Source organism: Lonepinella koalarum, from assembly GCF_004565475.1.
Taxonomy (GTDB): domain Bacteria; phylum Pseudomonadota; class Gammaproteobacteria; order Enterobacterales; family Pasteurellaceae; genus Lonepinella; species Lonepinella koalarum.
This window is the reverse complement of the sequence record NZ_SRHX01000002.1, coordinates 149619-169776: the sequence shown is the minus strand read 5'-3', so window position 1 is coordinate 169776 and position 20158 is coordinate 149619. Positions and strand designations below refer to the sequence as shown.

Annotated in this window: 21 protein-coding genes; 3 read left to right on the top strand and 18 right to left on the bottom strand. The window is 34.5% G+C overall.

What is annotated here, in order from left to right; translation table 11 throughout:
• Positions 1-5: 5 nt before the first annotated feature.
• From E0709_RS03520 to E0709_RS03490, 7 genes are all read right to left on the bottom strand, one after another.
• Positions 6-362: a type II toxin-antitoxin system PemK/MazF family toxin gene (locus tag E0709_RS03520; RefSeq protein ID WP_132301504.1), complete on the bottom strand. Its 357-nt coding sequence runs from the start codon at positions 360-362 to the stop codon at positions 6-8.
• Positions 363-623, bottom strand: a complete 261-nt coding sequence (locus E0709_RS03515) for an AbrB/MazE/SpoVT family DNA-binding domain-containing protein (RefSeq protein ID WP_132301506.1) — start codon at positions 621-623, stop codon at positions 363-365.
• Between the two features lie 64 nt (positions 624-687).
• Positions 688-1617 (bottom strand): ribokinase, encoded by a 930-nt coding sequence (gene rbsK / locus E0709_RS03510; protein WP_132301508.1) that lies wholly within the window; start codon positions 1615-1617, stop codon positions 688-690.
• A 21-nt stretch (positions 1618-1638) separates the two neighbouring features.
• A complete protein-coding gene (locus tag E0709_RS03505; protein ID WP_132301510.1) occupies positions 1639-2556 on the bottom strand; it encodes a dihydrodipicolinate synthase family protein in 918 nt (305 codons plus the stop codon).
• A 17-nt stretch (positions 2557-2573) separates the two neighbouring features.
• Entirely contained in the window at positions 2574-4076 is a 1503-nt protein-coding gene (locus E0709_RS03500; protein WP_132301512.1) for a tripartite tricarboxylate transporter permease, read from the bottom strand.
• A 9-nt stretch (positions 4077-4085) separates the two neighbouring features.
• Positions 4086-4532, bottom strand: a complete 447-nt coding sequence (locus tag E0709_RS03495) for a tripartite tricarboxylate transporter TctB family protein (protein ID WP_132301514.1) — start codon at positions 4530-4532, stop codon at positions 4086-4088.
• Between the two features lie 36 nt (positions 4533-4568).
• On the bottom strand, positions 4569-5519 hold the full coding sequence (locus E0709_RS03490; protein WP_132301516.1) for a tripartite tricarboxylate transporter substrate binding protein: 951 nt from the start codon (positions 5517-5519) through the stop codon (positions 4569-4571).
• Between the two features lie 229 nt (positions 5520-5748).
• On the opposite strand from E0709_RS03490, the gene E0709_RS03485 reads away from it, so the two are divergent.
• From E0709_RS03485 to E0709_RS03475, 3 genes are all read left to right on the top strand, one after another.
• Entirely contained in the window at positions 5749-6045 is a 297-nt protein-coding gene (locus E0709_RS03485; RefSeq protein WP_132301518.1) for a type II toxin-antitoxin system MqsR family toxin, read from the top strand.
• A gap of 2 nt (positions 6046-6047) precedes the next feature.
• Positions 6048-6443 carry a type II TA system antitoxin MqsA family protein gene (locus E0709_RS03480; RefSeq protein ID WP_132301520.1) on the top strand — a complete coding sequence of 132 codons (396 nt, stop codon included), beginning with the start codon at positions 6048-6050 and terminating at the stop codon, positions 6441-6443.
• Positions 6444-6630: 187 nt separating this feature from the next.
• The gene (locus tag E0709_RS03475) at positions 6631-8898 is read left to right on the top strand and encodes an NADP-dependent malic enzyme (RefSeq protein ID WP_132301522.1); all 2268 of its coding nucleotides are present in this window, start codon (positions 6631-6633) and stop codon (positions 8896-8898) included.
• Positions 8899-8953: 55 nt separating this feature from the next.
• Here the strand turns inward: E0709_RS03475 and E0709_RS03470 are convergent, their stop codons facing one another.
• The 11 genes from E0709_RS03470 to E0709_RS03420 all read right to left on the bottom strand — a co-directional run bounded on the left by E0709_RS03470 (position 8954) and on the right by E0709_RS03420 (position 20158).
• A complete protein-coding gene (locus tag E0709_RS03470; protein ID WP_132301524.1) occupies positions 8954-10549 on the bottom strand; it encodes a phosphoethanolamine transferase family protein in 1596 nt (531 codons plus the stop codon).
• Between the two features lie 74 nt (positions 10550-10623).
• Positions 10624-12195, bottom strand: a complete 1572-nt coding sequence (locus tag E0709_RS03465) for a TadE/TadG family type IV pilus assembly protein (RefSeq protein WP_132301526.1) — start codon at positions 12193-12195, stop codon at positions 10624-10626.
• A gap of 19 nt (positions 12196-12214) precedes the next feature.
• Entirely contained in the window at positions 12215-12793 is a 579-nt protein-coding gene (gene tadF, locus E0709_RS03460; protein WP_243640859.1) for a tight adherence pilus pseudopilin TadF, read from the bottom strand.
• Positions 12777-13307: a TadE/TadG family type IV pilus assembly protein gene (locus tag E0709_RS03455; protein ID WP_132301530.1), complete on the bottom strand. Its 531-nt coding sequence runs from the start codon at positions 13305-13307 to the stop codon at positions 12777-12779. Before E0709_RS03455 ends, tadF begins: the two co-directional genes overlap by 17 nt.
• Before the next feature lie 45 nt (positions 13308-13352).
• Positions 13353-14102: a tetratricopeptide repeat protein gene (locus tag E0709_RS03450; protein ID WP_132301532.1), complete on the bottom strand. Its 750-nt coding sequence runs from the start codon at positions 14100-14102 to the stop codon at positions 13353-13355.
• Positions 14092-14949, bottom strand: a complete 858-nt coding sequence (locus E0709_RS03445) for a type II secretion system F family protein (protein WP_132301534.1) — start codon at positions 14947-14949, stop codon at positions 14092-14094. The genes E0709_RS03450 and E0709_RS03445 overlap by 11 nt, the downstream gene beginning before the upstream one ends.
• Positions 14946-15830: a type II secretion system F family protein gene (locus E0709_RS03440; RefSeq protein WP_132301536.1), complete on the bottom strand. Its 885-nt coding sequence runs from the start codon at positions 15828-15830 to the stop codon at positions 14946-14948. The genes E0709_RS03445 and E0709_RS03440 overlap by 4 nt, the downstream gene beginning before the upstream one ends.
• Positions 15827-17107 carry a TadA family conjugal transfer-associated ATPase gene (locus E0709_RS03435; RefSeq protein ID WP_132301538.1) on the bottom strand — a complete coding sequence of 427 codons (1281 nt, stop codon included), beginning with the start codon at positions 17105-17107 and terminating at the stop codon, positions 15827-15829. Before E0709_RS03435 ends, E0709_RS03440 begins: the two co-directional genes overlap by 4 nt.
• Positions 17108-17121: 14 nt before the next feature.
• Entirely contained in the window at positions 17122-18246 is a 1125-nt protein-coding gene (locus tag E0709_RS03430; RefSeq protein ID WP_132301540.1) for a CpaE/TadZ family protein, read from the bottom strand.
• Positions 18247-18272: 26 nt separating this feature from the next.
• Positions 18273-18767 (bottom strand): protein RcpB, encoded by a 495-nt coding sequence (locus E0709_RS03425; RefSeq protein ID WP_132301542.1) that lies wholly within the window; start codon positions 18765-18767, stop codon positions 18273-18275.
• The gene (locus tag E0709_RS03420) at positions 18764-20158 is read right to left on the bottom strand and encodes a type II and III secretion system protein family protein (RefSeq protein ID WP_132301544.1); all 1395 of its coding nucleotides are present in this window, start codon (positions 20156-20158) and stop codon (positions 18764-18766) included. Before E0709_RS03420 ends, E0709_RS03425 begins: the two co-directional genes overlap by 4 nt.

Below are 20158 nucleotides of genomic sequence, written 5' to 3'. Positions count from 1 at the left end.
AACATTTAATCTTTTAGAATGGCTTCAACAATATCTTGCACTTCAGATAAGACATAATCTGGCACTGTTTCAACTTTCTTTGCTCCCCTGTTTCTAAAATCAATCACCCTAGCTTGATAAGCCACCACAACCCCTTGCGTTTTGCAACCTGTTCCACTTAGGGTAACGGCAAATCCATTTTCACGAGCAAGTTCAGCGTTTCCTTGTGTAATCGGTGCAATCATCATAAAGCCTAATTGATGAAAATCACGGCTACTCAACACCAACGCTGGGCGATATTCTCCTTGTATTTCTTTACCGATCACGGGATTTAAACAAACCATAATAATATCCCCACGCTGAAATAAACTCGCTCTTGGCATTTAAATCTCTCCCCCAACTTGTTCAATAGTATCCCATTCTGCACAAACAGGTAAGCTGTCTAAAGCGGTCATCGCAATACGTTCAGCTAAAGTTAATCTTTTTTGCTTAGGTTTATTTGGCACCACAACAAATTTTATGGTTTGATCATCAATTTTCGCTAATTCGAGAAAATCCCCTGTTTCTAAATTCATTGCTTGGGTAAAATCTTTAGGCAGTCGAATAGCTTTACTATTTCCCCAGTTTTTCACTTGTAATCTCATCTTCCTATCCCCTTATGTATCATTAAATGATATTCTACAACGATAATGGAAAGATAAACAAGCCCTAAATCGATTTTAAAAAATCCAACGTTTCTGCTCTCGTCGGAATAGACGGCTGTGCCCCTTCCCTGGTAACACTAATCGCTGCTGCTACGTGAGCAAAACGAATGGCATCTTGTAACGGTTTGCCGTCTAGTAACGCAATTAAAAATGCCCCATTGAAGGTATCCCCAGCGGCGGTGGTATCAACGGCGTTGACTTTAAAACCTGCTACGATTTCTTGTTGTCCTTGATGGCTGACGAATACGCCTTTTGACCCTAGCGTAATCAATACGGTTTCAATGCCTTTTTGATGAAAAATTTCGGCAGATTTCACCGCACTTTCAAGGTCGGTGACTTTCACCCCAGTCAGAATTTCTGCTTCAGTTTCGTTGGGGGTAATCATATTTAAATTTGCCAATAATTCATCAGGCAATTTTTGTGCTGGAGCAGGGTTTAGCACCACTTTTACGCCGTTATTTTTAGCGATTTGAGCAGCTTTGATCACGGCTGGCAACGGTGTTTCCAGTTGCATTAATAGAAGATCGGCTTGCTCAATTTGGCTGCGGCTTTGCTCGACAATATTTTCATCTAAACAACCGTTCGCTCCAGCAGAAATCACAATACTATTTTCGCCACTCGCTGCCACTTGAATCATCGCAATCCCTGTGGTTTGGTGGGCGATTTGATGAATAAATTGGGTGTTAATGCCGTCTTGTTCAAAGGCATTTTTCATTGTGCGACCAAGGTCGTCATCACCAATACAGCCGATAAAATTCACTTGGGTATGTTCATCACTTAACCTTGCCGCTGCCACCGCTTGATTTGCCCCCTTGCCACCGTAAGCAATGTGGTAGTGATGTCCTGTAAGGGTTTCACCAGGTTTGGCGAAGTGGGGAACAGAAATAACATGATCGGCGTTGATGCTGCCTAGGATAGTGAGTGTTTTTTTCATAAATAACCTTAAATGATAATATTATTTAATTTTTCTACGATATAGATCAGATCCTTGCATAATATGATCAAGCAATTCTTCCACCGCCCAATATTTTTCTTTAATATCTGCTGGAATCACTCGAGAGCCATAATGTTTGAATGTGCCAATTTTAACGTGCATTAATTTAGCAAAATTTGGATAACCAAAACTTTCGGCTGCCCCACAAATCGCAAGGAAATGGGCTAATTCCTGAATGATAGGATCTTGGCTTTCTTTATTTTTATACAAATAAGCATATAAATCAGGGTGAATATTATTAAATACCCCTGAAAATCCTTGAGAACCTGCTTTCATTGCATCAAATGCAATCGCCGCATTCGCATTCACAATTTTTAATTTACTGTTTTTGGTTAATTCAAGTCGGCGTTTAACAGTGGCTAAATCACAAGAAACATCTTTTAGCACCACTATATTATTAAAACCAGCAAAATATGTAATTTCTTCATCGGTTAATAAACGGCGATAAGGTACAGGACATTCGTATAATCCTAAAGTTATATCTTTTGGTAACGCAGATAATAATTTTTCAAAATTTGCTTTTAAAATCGCAGTTCCTTCATTATTTGGATCTAAACGATTAGTAATTAATATCACCGCATCCGCACCTGTATCATACATTGCCTGCAATTCTGCCACTTGTTCATCAAACGTTGCACCAGTATGCCCTGAAGTGACCACAGGAATACGACCTTTAGTTTGATCGATAACAGTTTGCGTTATTTTGATTTTTTCTTCCAGTGAAAGATAAAGGATTTCACTGGATTGACAAGTGGCAAATAATGTATCTGCTCCATTATCAATATACCAATCTGTCAGTTTTCTTAAGCCATCATAATCTACTTCATTGTTTGTAGTAAATGGGGTAAGCATAACAGGGATAATGCCTTGAATTTCCATAATTTTCTCCAAATTAATTATTTTTCACTAAAATTTTTCACAATGCCTTTAATTTGTAAAATCACCACTAATAAGAAACAGCAAGCTAAAACGGCTGAAACGGGTCTTTCTACAAAAGCAAGCAAACTACCATCTGATTTTGTTAAAGAAGATAATAAATTTCTCTCTAACATTGGTCCTAAAATCATACCTAAAATAATCGGTGAAATTGGATAATGATTTTTTTGTAAGAAATATCCAATAACGCCCATAAGCAACATAACGACTACGGCTTCAGGGGAATTATTAATTGCATAAGATCCTACAATGCTAAATATAATTACTATTGGATAAAGAATATCTTTATTGATTTGAATAATTTTCTTTAAGAAATTAACCACAATTAATGCCAAAGGAATTAATGCAATATTGGCAATGAAAAATAAAATAAACACCGCATATAATTTATCTGGTTGGAACAAAAATAATGATGGACCTGGTTGCATATCTTTCATATAAAGTACGCCAATAATAATCGCCGCTGCTGAGTCGCCAGGAATACCGAAAACTAATGACGGTATCCAACTACCAGCAAGACTCGCATTATTACTACTTGATGCGTCAATAATCGCATCTTGTGAACCTTTTCCGTATAACTCGGGCGTTTTTGATGTTTTTTTAGAAATAGCATAAGAAATCCATGCGGCAATATCCGCTCCCGCACCTGGTAATGCACCAATAGTCGTTCCAATGATACTACTGCGTAAAATACTCCATTTTCTCTGACTTAAGGGGTTGGCAAGTCCCTTAAATAGATTTAATGAGCTTTTATTATTTTCTAACTCAGAAATATCTACATTAGATGTTAATTTATATCTATTCGCATAATATTCAATGGCTCCTGAAATAGCAAATAAACCTATCATTGCAGGAATAAAACTTACTCCCTCATATAATGAAACTAGACCAAAAGTAAAACGTGCCTGCCCTGTAAATTCATCAAAACCAATGGTTGAGATCAATATACCAAATAACAACGTCAACAAACTTTTAGTGACAAATTTGCCAGCAATCAACGTTGCACAACTTAATCCTAATAATGACAACCAAGTGTATTCAAAGGAACTAAATTTCAAAGCGAATTTTGCTAAATAAGGGGCACTCACAGCCAAAATTATTGAACCAATCACACCACCAATTACCGAACTTAATAGACCAAGTCCTAAAACAAAATTCACTTTTCCTTGTTTAACTAAACGATAACTATCATCCACATAAGCGGCAGAAGCTGGTGTACCTGGTATTCTTAACAATGCCCCTGGAATATCACCAGCATAGATTGATGACGCTCCAACAGAAATCATTAAGGCTAAAGCTGGAATAGGATCCATAAAGAAAGTGAAAGGCACCATTAAAGCAACTGCCATTGTAGCCGTCAAACCAGGGATTGCTCCAACAAACAACCCAAATAGACCAGCACCTAAAATAGCTAAAATAGCATTGAGATCAATGTAAGAAAAAGCATTTATTAAAATATCCATAGCTACCTACTATTCAAATAACATTCCGCTAGGAAGTCCCACTAACAACACTTTTGCAAATAAGAAATAGATACCGATTGACAAAAGAAAGAGTAAACTGCCAATAAATAGCCTATTCTTTTCTAAAAATGGTTGTGTTAATACATTCAAAATTATTGCCACACTTAGAATAAAACCTACATATTCTGAAGAAAATAAGTAAAACAATACAATAACAGAAATAGCAAGAATCACTTTACCATCTTGTAACCAATCAAAACTCTGAAAAATATATTTATCTCGTAGTTTTACTTCCATAATAAAATCAATCAGACCAAAGAAAGAAACTAAAAACCCAATAATTGTTGGATAAAATGCTGCTCCATAATCAGAAAAATCACCATAAGTATAATAACTATATCCTGATATGATTAATCCAAAAATAAGCAATATAACAGGGGTAAGTAATCTAATCATATATTTCAATAGCCCCTAAAGGGGCTATTCTCCACATTATTCAGCAGACAATAATTCACCGAATTTTTTATCTTCATCTGCCATAAATTGCTCTAATTCAGCACCATATAACGCACTCGCTTCAAAGCCTTGTTTATTAGCAAATTTTTGCAATTCCCCTGAAGCATAAACTTTTTCCATAGCTTTAGTTAAGGCTTGTTTTACATCATCAGGTAATCCTTGTGGTGCTGTTAATACATTCCATCCATTTAAACTCCATTTATATGATGTTGCCTCTTGATATACAGGAATATCTGAATAAAGCTCACTTTTAGTCGGTGTCGTAATCGCTAAATGTCTTACCATTCCAGCATCGGTCATACTTTGAGCTTCACCTGGTGATGAAGTAACAAAATCAATACCACCAGAAACAAGTTCTTGTAACGCAGCACTCGCCCCTTGTGATGGTACAAATTTCACTGCATCCGTTGGTAAATTAGCACTTCTTAATATGCCCAATAAATTTAAATGCCAAATGGAATTTAACCCACTACCCGATGCTTTTAATTTACCTGGGTTTTCTTTAATCGCTGTCAAGAGTTCATTAATATCTTTATATGGAGAATCTTTACCTACTTGCACACCACCAGGCACAACGCCCAAACGAACAATTGGTGTATAGTTTTTATAGTTTAAATCTGTCATTTTTTGATGATGCATTAATGCAATCTCAACTGTCACAACCCCTAAAGTATAGCCATCAGGTTTTGCTGTTTTAATGGCATTATGTCCGACAACGCCACTACCACCAGTACGATTAATAACATTAACATTAGTTTCTAATTCTTCCTGCAATCCTTTTGCAACAAGACGAGCAATAGTATCTGTATTACCACCAGCTGCCCAAGGAACAATGATTGTGATTGGTTTTTCAGGATAATTAGCGAAAGCACTTGCAGAAAACAGAACGGAAGTGGCTAAGACTATTTTGATTAGATTTTTACTCATTTTGTACGCTCCAATATGAGAGATTATGTGACACAAATTAAATCGAAACGTTTCGATTTAATTTAAAAAGACAATACAAGAAAACATCAACTAAAAAAAGCACTTTTTGTTGAATTTGTGAGCTGGATCACAAATTTTCTTTTTTACAATAAAAGCGTTGAATATTTCTCTTGTAAAATTTATCTAATAGATTAAAATATAGCAAATAGATAAATTACTTCTAAACCAAATGGAAAAACGAACGCCACATTGTAAACTTGAAAAAGTCAAAGAGCTTATTGCTCAAGGTAAATACACACAAACCCAGTCTGCTTTGGTTGGTGCAGCTCAAATGGGAATTGACCATAATACAATGATCGAGATTGTGAATGCGTTAACGCCTGCCGATTTTTATAAAAGTATGACGACCTATGCTAATCATACTATTTGGCAAGATGTTTATCGCCCCAATACGGAATATGGCAATATTTATCTCAAGTTAACTGTAATTGATGAAGTATTAATTGTTTCATTTAAGGAGCTATAAGGATGAAATGTATAGAATGTAACACAGGTGAGTATATTCAAGATGTACGTGATATGTCTTATACTTACAAAGGACAAAAAACCGTTATTCCTGCGGTTTCAGGTAAATATTGTAGTCATTGCGATTCAGTATTAGTTGACCCTATTGATGCTCAACGTGTTTCAGAAACGATGATTGAATTTAATAAACAGGTTAATGCGACATTAGCCGATCCGCTTTATATTCAACGTGTTCGTAAAAAATTAAAATTAGATCAACGGCAAGCTGGTGCTATTTTTGGTGGTGGCGTAACTGCATTTTCTCGTTATGAAACAGGAAAAGCCACACCACCAGTAGCATTAATTAAATTATTAAAAATTTTGGATAAACATCCAGATTTATTGACAGAAATGGCTTAACTTCTATTTAGGTTAGGGGTATTCCCCTAGCCCAAATAACAAATTCTCCCCCCGAGCTTTTCTATTACCTCATTTCCCCCTGACAATTTATTGCAAAAATTTGCCTTATATCACATTTTTTTATTTGATTTTGTTTTATAATGGCAAATTATTTGTTTCATTAATCACAATAAAAAGGATCAAAACTATGTCAGATTTACGTCAAGCTGCTTTAGATTTTCACGAATTTCCAAAACCTGGAAAAATTGAAGTTACTCCAACCAAATCACTAGCCACTCAACGAGATTTAGCGCTTGCCTATTCACCAGGTGTTGCGGAACCATGTTTAGATATTCAAGCGGATCCCGCCAAAGCCTATCGTTATACGTCTAAAGGCAATTTAGTTGCGGTGATTTCTAACGGGTCGGCGGTACTTGGGTTAGGTAATATCGGGGCGTTAGCAGGTAAGCCTGTAATGGAAGGGAAAGGCGTGTTATTTAAAAAATTCGCTGGTGTAGATGTGTTTGATATTGAGATTGATGAAAAAGATCCCGATAAATTAGTGGAAATCATTGCCTCCCTTGAGCCAACTTTTGGGGGGATTAACCTTGAAGATATTAAAGCCCCTGAATGTTTCTATATAGAGCAAAAATTACGTGAACGTATGCACATTCCTGTCTTCCATGATGACCAACACGGTACAGCGATTATCAGCTCGGCGGCTGTGTTAAACGGTTTACGTATTGTGGGTAAAAAAATTGAAGACGTGCGTTTAGTCGCATCAGGTGCAGGTGCCGCCTCTATTGCGTGTTTGAATTTATTGGTTTCACTTGGCATGAAACGGGAAAATATCGTGGTTTGCGACTCTAAAGGGGTAATCTACAAAAACCGTGATGACCGTATGGACGACACTAAAAAACTCTATGCCATTGATGATAACGGCACACGTTCATTAGGCGATGTGATTGAAAATGCGGACATTTTCTTAGGCTGTTCCGCCAAAGGCTTATTGACTGCTGAAATGGTAAAATCCATGGCAGCCAGTCCATTGATTTTGGCATTAGCAAACCCTGATCCTGAAATCACTCCACCTGAAGCCAAAGCGGCTCGTGCCGATGCGATTGTATGTACAGGTCGTTCTGACTATCCTAACCAAGTCAACAATGTGCTTTGTTTCCCATTCATTTTCCGTGGTGCATTAGATGTAAGTGCGACCACCATTAATGAAGAAATGAAAATGGCGGCAGTGCATGCTATTGCAGATCTTGCTCTTGCAGAACAAAATGAAGTCGTTACTTCGGCTTATGGTGGCAACGAAGTGTCTTTCGGTCCTGATTATATTATTCCAAAACCATTCGATCCACGCTTAATCGTGCGTATTGCTCCAGCGGTAGCGAAAGCGGCAATGGATAGCGGTGTGGCAACTCGTCCAATTACTGATTGGGACGCTTATTTAGAAACATTAACGCAATTCGTTTACAAAACCAATTTGTTTATGAAACCTGTGTTTGACCAAGCGAAAAAAGACAAAAAACGGGTCTTATTAGCGGATGGTGAAGAAACTCGTATTTTACACGCAGTACAAGAAATTTCTGGTCTTGGTATTGCTTACCCAGTGTTAGTGGGTCGTAATGATGTTATCCAACAAAAAATCAAAAAACTGGGTTTAAAAATTGAAGTAGGTAAAGATTTTGATGTGTTAAGTACCGATAATCCAGAAATCTTTGAAAAATGCTGGAGCTTGTATCATAACAAAATGAAACGCAATGGCGTTACCGCTGCCATGGCAAAACGCCGTATGATGAATAACTCAGCAGCTATCGGTTCAGCATTATTAGAATTAGATTATGCAGATGCTATGTTATGTGGATTAGTTGGTACTTATTCATCCAGTTTGAGTTTATTAACCGAAATTGTAGGTGTTAAAGATAATGTAAAAGTACCTGCTACAGTAAATGGTTTAGTGCTTGCTGATCGTAACTTATTCTTAGCTGATACCTTCGTAAATACAGATCCAGATGTAGAAGAATTGGCAGAAATTACCTTAATGGCCGCTGAAGAAGTTCGCCGCTTTGGTATTGAACCCCAAGTGGCATTAATTTCACATTCTAACTATGGTTCATCTGATCACCCAAGTGCGGTGAAAATGCGTCAAGTTTTACGATTAGTTAATCAATTAGATCCAACTCTAATCATTGATGGCGAAATGCATTGTGATGTGGCATTAACCGAAAGTTTACGTAACGAAATAATGCCAGACAGTCCATTAAAAGGAGCGGCAAATCTATTAATTATGCCAAATATGGAATCGGCTCGTATTAGTTTAAACTTATTGCAAGGTACGCATACCCCGATTACTATCGGTCCAATTTTAATGGGTATCAAAAAACCGGCTCATATTTTGACATCAAAATCTTCTGTTCGTCGCATTATTAATATGGTGGCAGTAGCTGCGGTGAAAGCCCAACAAGCATAGTAAAATAGTTGCTTTCAAAACTGCCTTGTTTAACAGGGCAGTTTATTATATTTTATTATTTATACACAGGTAATTTATCTTCTTTTAATTCCGCAAAAGGTACTTCTTTTTCAAAATTAAAGACCTTAATATCTGTATCATTTTTCTCCGAAAAGAAATCATAATCTGTATTCAGTTCTTGGGCTTGAATGCCTAACCATTGTGCAAAACCATACATAAAATGCATTGCACTACGTTGCACATTCACTATTTTTCTGTGCGTATCATCACTGGATAATTTAAAGAATGGCACTTCGTAATTCTGTTTAAACTCACTTCCATGGGTTAAACTTAATTCATTTTTGTCTTCTTTATTAATATAAGATAAACCATGATCAGAAAAATAAATCAATGAATAACGTTGCTGTTGCTGTTTCAATAAGGCAACCACATTTTCAATCAGAGCATCCGTTTTTAATATACTACTAGCATAACAGGAAAGGGACTTATTAACAAAATCAATAGTTACTTTATCATTCACCCGATCGCAGAATTTTGCATGGGATCCCATAAGATGTAATACAAACAATCGATTTCCTTCTGTGGCTGTTTGATTCATTTGTGCGGCAAACATTTCAAGTAACTTATCGTCATCGACATAACTTGTATTAAATGCTCCTTTTTTAGTAAAAAGATGTACATCCGCTGAAGCACCAATGCGACTAGCAATAGTATCATATTTTCCCATACTACCTTGGTTTGATAGCCAAATAGTTTTAAAATTTGCCGCTTTCGCTAAGGTAATAATATTATACGCATAATTGACTTTTTTAGTTTTTTGATCTTTCAAATATAAAGAATAAAGTAAAGAATGATAAGTCGCTGGGGCGGCAGAAATATAACCACTATTAATATACCCCTTAGTTTGATCTAAAAATGGCGTGGTTGGTAAATGAAAACCATAGGTTGATACCCAATCTCGTCGGACACTTTCACCAATAATCAGAACATAATTTTTATATTTAGGTTGTACGGAAGATAGCTGCCATGGGGAAGGTATGTTTATTAAATTTTCTAGTTCATTTTTCTCATTATAATAGCTATTAATACTTTCATAAATATTAGTATAGAAAGCAATAACATTTACGGGAGTATTGGTTAAACTCCAAGCGGTATCTTCTAATCCATCTAGTTGCTTAACATATAATTTTGTCGGCAACCAAAGAATACTAAATAATAATATTAAAAATAAAATGCTATGCAATATTTTTTTATTATCAGTGGGTTTATTATATTTCTCCACTCTAAATAAAATAAATGCAGAAAAAACAAATATTAGTGGTATAAAAAAATTTGATATTTTCAACTGTTGAAGAAACGATAAAGACTCATCCATATTGGTTTCAATAAAGGCAGCAACAATTCCTGAATTTAATGATCCATAACGTAAATCTACCGGGTAATATAAAAATAATGTAATAGTGATAAAACCTACCAGCCAAAAGAATAACTTTCTATTTACGGCATAAACTAAATAATAAACAAGATAAGTACTAACAATCGCATAATGAATGGTACTTTCTGGAGAAATAAAGACTGTTAAAGCAGAAAAGAAAAGTAACCAAATATAGAATAATCTAGCTTCTAAATAACAACGAATTTTTTTTAACATAATACACAATAAAGAATAAGAAAATAAAAAAGTTTCCCAAAGACTACTGTGTTTTTGGGAAACAAAAATAATTTTTAGTTCTTGTTAAAGGTAGGTTTCTCACTCAATGAATGTCCCACTTCTTCTTCTATACCCACAATTTGACGGAAAGTATTAAGAAGTTGTTGTTTATTGCTCGCTTCGTAATAATCAGCACCAACACATTTTTTCCATGCTGTTTTCTGATCGGGTAAAAGTTCATAGCCAAAAGCGACAAAAGCAATTCTTGTTGGACGTGTGGTATAACTAGCATCTTGTAAAGAATCCAATTTTTGTCTCACTTTCTCACAAAGTCCGTGATTAATAAGATCTATGGTTGTTGTGATTGAAGTTTCGGCATAAGATGTAATTTCATCTCTCCCATCAGATAATACTAAGAGAATACGTTGTGTATTCGTTTTTAATTTTGCTGGCTGTGCTTCTGGATCATTATTTTTATCCATTAAATAATTCGCCCCTATCAATAAGCCTGAACTACTTAATGTCGCACCATTAGCTTTTAAACTACGAAACTTATCATTCAAAGTAGAATGCTGTTCCTTAGTAAACCAAAAATCTGTTGTAGAATGATTGTCATTATCTTTTAAACAAAAGTCATTTTTTGAAAAACTAACCGAATATGAAATATCAGTACCGTTAAAAGAAGCAATTTTATTAATTGTTGCAGATAAATCCACATTATTATTAATATAAGAAACAAGCTCATAAAAGTTTGTTCGATTTGAAAGAGGTAATTTACTAGAGCGCCCCTTAAAAGAGAAAGGTAAATAACAATAACCTGTATTGTTTTTTTGTTGTGCTCCCAAAGCAAAGGCTGTAAAACCTATACGATTAAACGGACTAATATTTCGATTTTCTCTTTCGGCTTTTGATACATCTAATAAATCATTACCAATAGATTCTACCACATCTTTAAGAATCGCTAACTTAGAATTATTATATAGATATGTTTCTCTATTATTAACATCAGAATTCATAGAACCACTAAAGTCACTCACCAACATTAAATCCAATGGCGCAACTTCATCAAGATTTTTCTGTGCATAAATTGCACCAGAAGAAATATTGTTTACTTTTGCAAAAGATAAAGGTTGATCTTTTAAATAGATCCAAGATGGGCGGTCAAAATTACCACTCACATAACAAGCTACGGTTTTAGAATTCGCCCCTAAATCGTTATTAATCGTGCCACAATAATAATCATATTGATCTTTAACTTCTTGATTATTCGGACGGTAAGTATTACCTAAATAATAACTACGTACAATCCCCGAAACTAATTCTTTATTACGCTTATCTTGCTGCTCCATTAATTTTTCTTTAGGATCAAGACTATCACTTGGCTGACGTGTAACATCGTAATGTTTTGGATTTTGTCTATTAGCATTATTTTCTGTCACCAAAGCTAAACTTGCCTGTTCCATACCTTGCACAAAACGGGCTTTATCTAATAAGAGACCTGAGCCATCTACCGCAAAAGCAATTAACCCAAGTAAAACAAAAGAAAGTATTCCCATCATAACGGTATAAACACCACTTTCATTTTTATAAAACTGAAACAAGGTGTTATACCCTGGTTTAGCAAAATAAAATATCTTTTTCATCATAAAATCTCTTATATAATTATTAACGAGACACGCCTAAAGAACTAGAACGTAACATTCCGTCTAATTTAGTACTATCTTTCGCTAATAAGGCTCTAAATAAACCACTACCAATATTCATACAAACCGTTACTTGATACAGTGGAATTTTCCGTTCACCGTTAATCTCTGAACGAGGTGATAAGTCTTTTAACTTATCTAATGATGTAGCTGGAGGACATTTGCTATCATCTCCTAATTTTGTATGCGGTAAAATTGGTGTTTCCCCCGTAAAAGTTAGCTGTTCCAAAACAATTATCACATCATTGTCATGGCTATTATCTCCATACAGAATTTGTGATGCTAATTTCCGAAAAGTAACTAGATCGCTATTTGTTATTGTTTTACTACCTGAAATTGTCTCATCATACAATTGCCGGCGTTCGCGCAATACATTCACTAATGAATAAGAAGCATTATCTAATTTACCTAGACTTGAACGCATAAAAACTAAATCTGCCATAAAAGCAAAGATAAAAGCCAACACGATCATGATAAGAACAAACTCAATAGCGACCGAGCCTTTTTCATTGCTAGAAAAAAATTTAATTCGTGTAGTCAAATTTCGATCTTTCATATTCTTGTACCATTACAATTTTTCTTTCTAATAAATGATTCGTCCAACTTGTCGGCAAAAACGGCAGTGGCACAATAGGACTATAATTATATTTCAATATGTATAATGCCAATGCTGCATTGCGACCTATCGAAGTAGATGTCTGTTTATTTTGTGTAACTTCTGATTGTATAAAATTTTGATTAGCTAAATGCTCAACACTATCTACATATTTCACTTCTACTTCTAATGAATTACGATGTTCCGCTAATAAACCGATGGTTGCACTTTCTAAACTTTGACGTTGCTCCAATAACGTCTTTTTAAACAAGGTCGCATAATCATTATTGGGTGCCTGTTGGTTTTTAACTATTCTCACACTCTCCGCAATGGCTAAATCCCAATAGGCAGAAATAACTGCTAAGCGACACAATTCAAAAATCATAAACACCACAAAAAAGAAAACACCAATTGTGATCGAAAATTCTATACTAGAAACCCCATTAGGGTTTACTAGCATTCTCTTTAAATTCTTTATCATAAATTAACCTTTTTATCATTTTGATTATTCATGTGCGGTGATTTTTTCTGCCTTTTTTAATGCTGCAATCAGATCATCCGGCGATGTATTTAAACGCTCTTTACGAATAATATCTAAAGCATAATCTGTATCATTGTTTTTAACTAAAGCAAAAACGAGATTATGAATTAATCGTTGATTTTTCACTCCATTTAAATATTGCGGAAGTAAGAGATCCACTGCATTACGGTAATCATTATTAATAATGCTTAACATTGCTATATTATTAATTGCTGTAACATCGTTAAGAAAAAATTCTCTTGCTTTTCCCATATCCTCTTGAGCATCAGATAAACGCCCCATATGTGCGAAAGCAATACCACGTAAATTATAAGTTTCCGCATTTCTCGAATCTTGCTGAAGCATCGCATTGGCAATCGAAATCGCTTGAGGATATTGTTGTAGTTGAATTAAATTTTTAATCTGTAAAATACTCGCTTGAGTGGCTAAAGGACTTTGCGAGTTTAATAAAGGTGTTAAATATAATATAGAAGATTGATTATCCCCTTTTATGTAATAACTATTTGCTAATTTATAGCGCACATTTGGATCATCGTTTATTTTTAATGAATCACGGTAAAGCGAAATTAATCCACCATAATTTCTTGTGCTTTCATAAAGTTTTTCTTTTGCATCAAAATTCTCTGCAGTTAACGGTTTATTGAAGTTTGCACAAGCCGTTAAAGAAACAACGAAACCTAAAAATAATACTTTTTTAATTAAATTAAAATACATTTGGAAATACCCTCATTGCACCTGGTGCTAAAATTAAAATAACGATTGGAAACATAATAAAAACAATTAATGGAATACTCATTTTGGCAGCTAGTGTGCCTAATTTTTCTTCTATTTCTAACAATTGCATCTCTCGAATATCGGCAGATAATTGCGTTAAATGCGAATAAATTGAAGAACCAAAATTAAGACTTTGCTGCAATACAGTACAAAACATACGAATTTCTTTAGTCGGTAAAGAAATTGCTAGATCTTGTAAAGCTGCACTAAGACCGGTAATTTCAGATTTCCGAATAATACGTAACATCACATAAGTAAGATCAGGATTTAATACTTCAAAATCGCTTGCAACACGTTTTAGCGCTGCATCAATACTTATCCCCGTCTGTACACAGACAGCCACAAGGTCAACAAATCCCGGCAAATCTGCCATGATTTTCTTTACTTTTCTTTTTAATACTGAACTGGTTGTCATCCCTGGAATAAGAATAACAAAAACAAATATCCCTGCTCCTGCCAATACTAATGTAATTAAATCATCTTGTAGGTTAAAAAGATAATAAACACCGAATAAAAAGAATGTTAATAATAACTTAAGTTTTAAATTCTTATCAAAAATCCCTAATATCTTAAGCAGCGTATTATTATTTATTAATAATAGTTCTAGCTCAAGTTGTTGTTTATTTTGACCTTGCTGAGTTTCTGTATTATCTTTCTCTTTTGGTTTTTCACCTGAAATATATTCTTTATTTCGTTCTAATTTCTTCTTAGTAGAAAAGGCAACGAATAATAAAATCATTCCAAATAATGTTAATGCGAAATAGTATAAAAATACGTTCAATGTCATGTTGACTTCCTCATTAACCACCAAATAATGGACATACCAAAAATTTCACTGCCAAGTACGTAATAAAGAATAATACGACCGTTTGGATCATCAATCACATAATCAAAATTATCCGGCATAGTAAATTTCATAATAATAAAAAATATTACTGGGAAAGCGCCTACAATCATAGCTGACATACGAGCTTCCGATGTCATTGCTTTCTTTTTCTTTTCCATTTTTTTACTGTCTGCAATCACTCGACCTAATCGAGAAATAACTTCCCGCATTTGACCTCCTTTATCAAGATTAATACGAATAATCGTAATAAAAAAATAGAACTCTTTATAGGGATAACGGTTATAGCTATCGTTAAAAACTGAATAAGCATCTTCACCAATCGACAAACGTTTATGAATAATTTTAAATTCATCACCTAATTGTCCCGGAATATCTCTGCCACAATGTCCTAATGCTTGCAATAAACCCGCTCCTGAAGACGTTGCTGAGTTCATTATTTGTATTACCTCAGGAAACATTTCTTCAAACACTTTTCTATTATGACGTTGTCCTTTTTTCCAAATAAAAAGAATAAAAAGGATTAAGAAAAGTCCAACAAAAACAAGTCTATCCAATTTAATAAATTCATAATTTAAGTAATAAATAATAAAAAATACACTGAATGTAATTAGAATATTTCTAGTTAGATTCTTATTATTGCCAGAGACAAAATAATATTTCCATAATACTAATTTTGATTTCACTGTTTGAATAAAATTAATAAATGTCTTAAATGAAATATTACGTTGATTAATTTTCTTGCGCGCAGAAAAGAAAATTGTTGCGGTATAAATAAATAATAATATACCAAAGGCTAGTATTAAGTAATATAGAATACTCATTCCATTTCCCCAAAAATACCCGCCAACTCTGAACTTAAATTGAATATCTGTGCATTTTGTGCAACAATTGATCGCTTCAATAAGCCATGACAAATAAATTTTCCGATAATTTTACCGTCTTTATCACGGTATTGACTTGGTTCAAAGTTGAAAATGTCCTGCAATATAATTTGCCCATTTTCCATACCCATTATTTCAGTAATATTAACAATCTTTCTTGAACCGTCATTTAAACGAGTGGCTTGAATAATAATATTCACCGCAGAAGCTATATTACGGCGAATTGCTTCAAGTGGAAGTGAAGCATTCGACATCATCACCATACTTTCTAAACGGGCTAAAGCATCTCTCGGGCTGTTTGCGTGCAAAGTTGACATGGAACCATCGTGTCCAGTATTCATCGCTTGTAACATCTGAAATGCTTCACCACCACGACATTCCCCCACAATGATACGTTCTGGTCGCATACGCAGCGCATTAATCACCAAATCTTGCATCGTGATCTCTCCAGTATGTTCAACACCTGCTAAACGTGTTTCTAAACGAACAACGTGCGGTTGTTCTAAACGTAATTCAGCAGTATCTTCCAATGTAATAACACGTTCTTGCGGTGAAATATAATTAGACAGGGCATTCAACAACGTCGTTTTACCCGATCCCGTACCACCTGACACAATAATATTCACTCGAGATCTTGCAGCGATAATCAAAAAATTAGCCATTTCTCGTGACATGGAACCGAAATTTACTAATTCTTGCAGTGATTTTTTCGATTTACTAAATTTACGAATAGAAATAGATGTCCCATCTAATGCAATTGGTTGAACAACCACATTTAAACGACTTCCATCAGGCAAACGTGAATCTACCAAGGGAGAAGAATCATCAATACGACGCCCTACTCTTGCTACTAAACGTTTTGCAATATCCGTTAATTGATCGTTATCAATAAAGGATTTATCGGTTTTTTCCAACAAACCTGCACGTTCTATCCAAATATCGTTGGGACCATTAACTAAAATATCATTAACCGTGTCATCAGCCATTAATTCTCGCATTGGTCCATAACCATCAATTTCATCAGCAATGATTTCCGCCATAAAACGGGCATCTACTGACGTAATATAAAGGTGATGAACATCAGAAACTTGATATACAATTTGCATGAGTTCATCAATCACTTTATCTCTTTCATCTTGTATTTGATCAAGCTTCTCAATATCTAAATTACTGAGTAACTCATTCCTAAAAAAGACTTGCTGTTTTTTTGTTAACATCGAAATTCACCTCCTTATTTAGTCAAAGAATGAATAATGGAAGACAGCAAACTTTTATTTTTATTACTACGGAATGAGACACGTGAAATCGTACCAAGCACTTTCATCACCAAAGTATGCATTTCTTTTTGTCCAATTCGTTTTAAATTTACAGATAAAATATTGCGACTTTCGGTTTTCTTTAAAAATGGTATAACTGCATCAACAGGACAACCTAATAAAGATTCAATATCTGACTTTGCCATTAATTTAGATATTTCTAAAGACGTATCTGAAACACAAATAAACGTACGAATTGATTTTCCAGTGGTATTACGAATACGTTCACATTGTTCTAAGAATTGTTTAGCCACTCGCAATGAACTAATACGGCGCTCAACCACCAACACAAAATTATGGCTATACTCAAAAAAACCAGAAAATTGCTCTGGATGTACATTGAAAATAGGTTGATCATAAACAATAAAATTATATTTTTCGCTTAGTGTACTGTCTAAACTTAGTGGTTCACCTTTAAATAAATGCAAATTTGATTCATATTCAACAATATCGCCTTGCACTTTTTTATCAAATAAGAGATCTAAATCTTGTGATCCATTGCAACCCTGTGCCAGTAAAATAGGAACTTTTTTGGTTGCCACAATATTACTTGCTATATGTGAACTAATAAAACTGGCGCCAATCCCGCCTTTACAGCCTAATACACAAATTTTAATCGTATTTCTAATCTGAGGAATATTAACACCGGCAGAAATAATCTTTTCTGCCATCTGAATTAATTGCGAATCAGTATTAAAATAAAGAATACTTTTATTCAATAATTTCTGTGCAATAGAAATAGAATCACATGTCCCAATTAAGCAACACCATATATTTTGTGGCACAATAGCATTAACACGTTCAGAAAGAATAGCAACATCAGATTCATTTTGGATATCAGCGATAACCCCTACGGTTTCTTCTACCGTAAAAGTAATTTTATCGTCAGTTAAAAAATCTTTGTCAATAATCTCAATTCGTTCTAAACCACGAGTACGCAGTAATTGTGCAACATAAGTCTGTATATTTTCTCTTTCAGATAGAATAACAATTTTTCGTGCACTATCTGTAACAACATTTTCTTTATCAAGTAACAACATAAATTGACCCGTAATAAATTTCCCAATTAGTTTTTCAATTGAATACGATAATTATTTTTCGTAGCACAAGGCTTATAAGGATCAAAACTCATATGATCTTCTGCCGTATCAAAACGGCAATTTGTTTTCTTTATTCCTTTATGTTCAACTTCAACATATAACGGATAAAGTAACTGATCCTTGCTAACACTCTTTATATGAATATTATTTTTTTTAATGCCTTTCGCAATTAATGCTTTTTGAATATGTTCAGCACTAAGTTTTGCCGATGAATCCGACCAAATAATATTGACATTTTTACTTTTATCGCTCCCAACATCTCGAACTACATCACGAATGACGTTGTGTATTGCCAAATCAGTATTAGTCGCTAATATATGGCGATTAACTAATTGAGATTGCATCGCATATTGACTTTGCGTTGGCTGTACTATTGCCATATCTTTTGCCAATTCATTCATCTGTCCGAATGCAGCTTGATAGAAAACGCTTACAAATAATCCGGCTAAAATTCTTTTCATTGGATAAATCCTCCATCTTTTAAGAAATTAGTGATAAGTGTTTGGTGGTAAACTTTTTTCAACGGGGTAACATGGAAAAAACGTTCCATGGTGCCAGTTTGTTCAAACGTTGGATAAACAATTTGCTCACTGTTAACCGCCTTAACTAAATTTACCGTTGCTACAATCACTAACTCTCGGCTTTCACGCTGTGTTGATGCACTACGGAAAAAAGATCCTAAAATAGGAATATCACCTAGCACAGGAATTTTAGATAAACCTTCAATATCATCTTGGCTGAGTAAACCACCAATAATAAAACTTTCTCCGTCCGCAATTTCAAAGGTAGATTTAGAACGACGTGTATTAAAGAATGGTATCGCACCAATCCCATCATACTGATAGTTACCTGCTAACGTACTGACTTCTTGAGCTAATGCCAAACGAATGCGATTATCTTTTTGTAATTTTGCACCGACCCCTAATTTAATCCCGAAATCTTTGTAAATAATGGTTGGATTACCATCACGATCTCGTTGCGCAAAAGGAAGTTCTCCCCCAACTAAAATATCCGCTGTCTCACCCGATAACATGGAAACATTCGGTTCAGCTAAAATTTTGCCATTGTTCTGATTATCTAACGCATTAATAAAAATACTTAACCCATCAGCATTAAGGGATAAGGTTCCACCATTTGTCCCATTAAAACCGCCACTGCCAGAGAAACTTTTACCCAAGTTGTTGAGAAGATTACCGTGTAGATTATTCCAATTAATTCCTAACGCGTCAGAAAACTTTTTATTGACTTCCACCACGGTTAATTTCACATTGATTTGTACATTATCCGCAACTTGAGAATTATTGATTACATCGTCATAGCTATATTTATCTAAAAACGAAACTTTATCATCACCACCAGTAGCATGTTGCAATTTATATTCGGTAACTTTTGGACTTGATCCCAATGAAGCCCCCACAATACGATTAATCTCATCACGTTCATTTTCTGAAATAGCTTCTCCTTCAATTATATAAGCCTTACCGACTTTCTTAACGGAAAGTTTGCTATTAGGAAAGCGTGCTTTAATTTGTCTATTTGTATCTGCAATATTATTTAATGCGTCATTGACATTGATGGTATCTGATTTAATTTGATTACCCTGCTCATCAAATGCAACAACTTCTGATTTACCTTCTTCCTTGGTATAAATCATGAAACTATGATCATCTAAAATTTCATAATCTGCTACATTAGGCGAAGAAACAAATACCGTATCAATTTTTTGATCTGATTTAATTAACCGAGATTGTCCTTTTTCCAAATTAAATGTTTGTGAAAATGTGTTATACGATAAACCGATTAATACTAAACCAATAAATTTAGTGATCCATTTTTTTCTAGTTGTCAACAT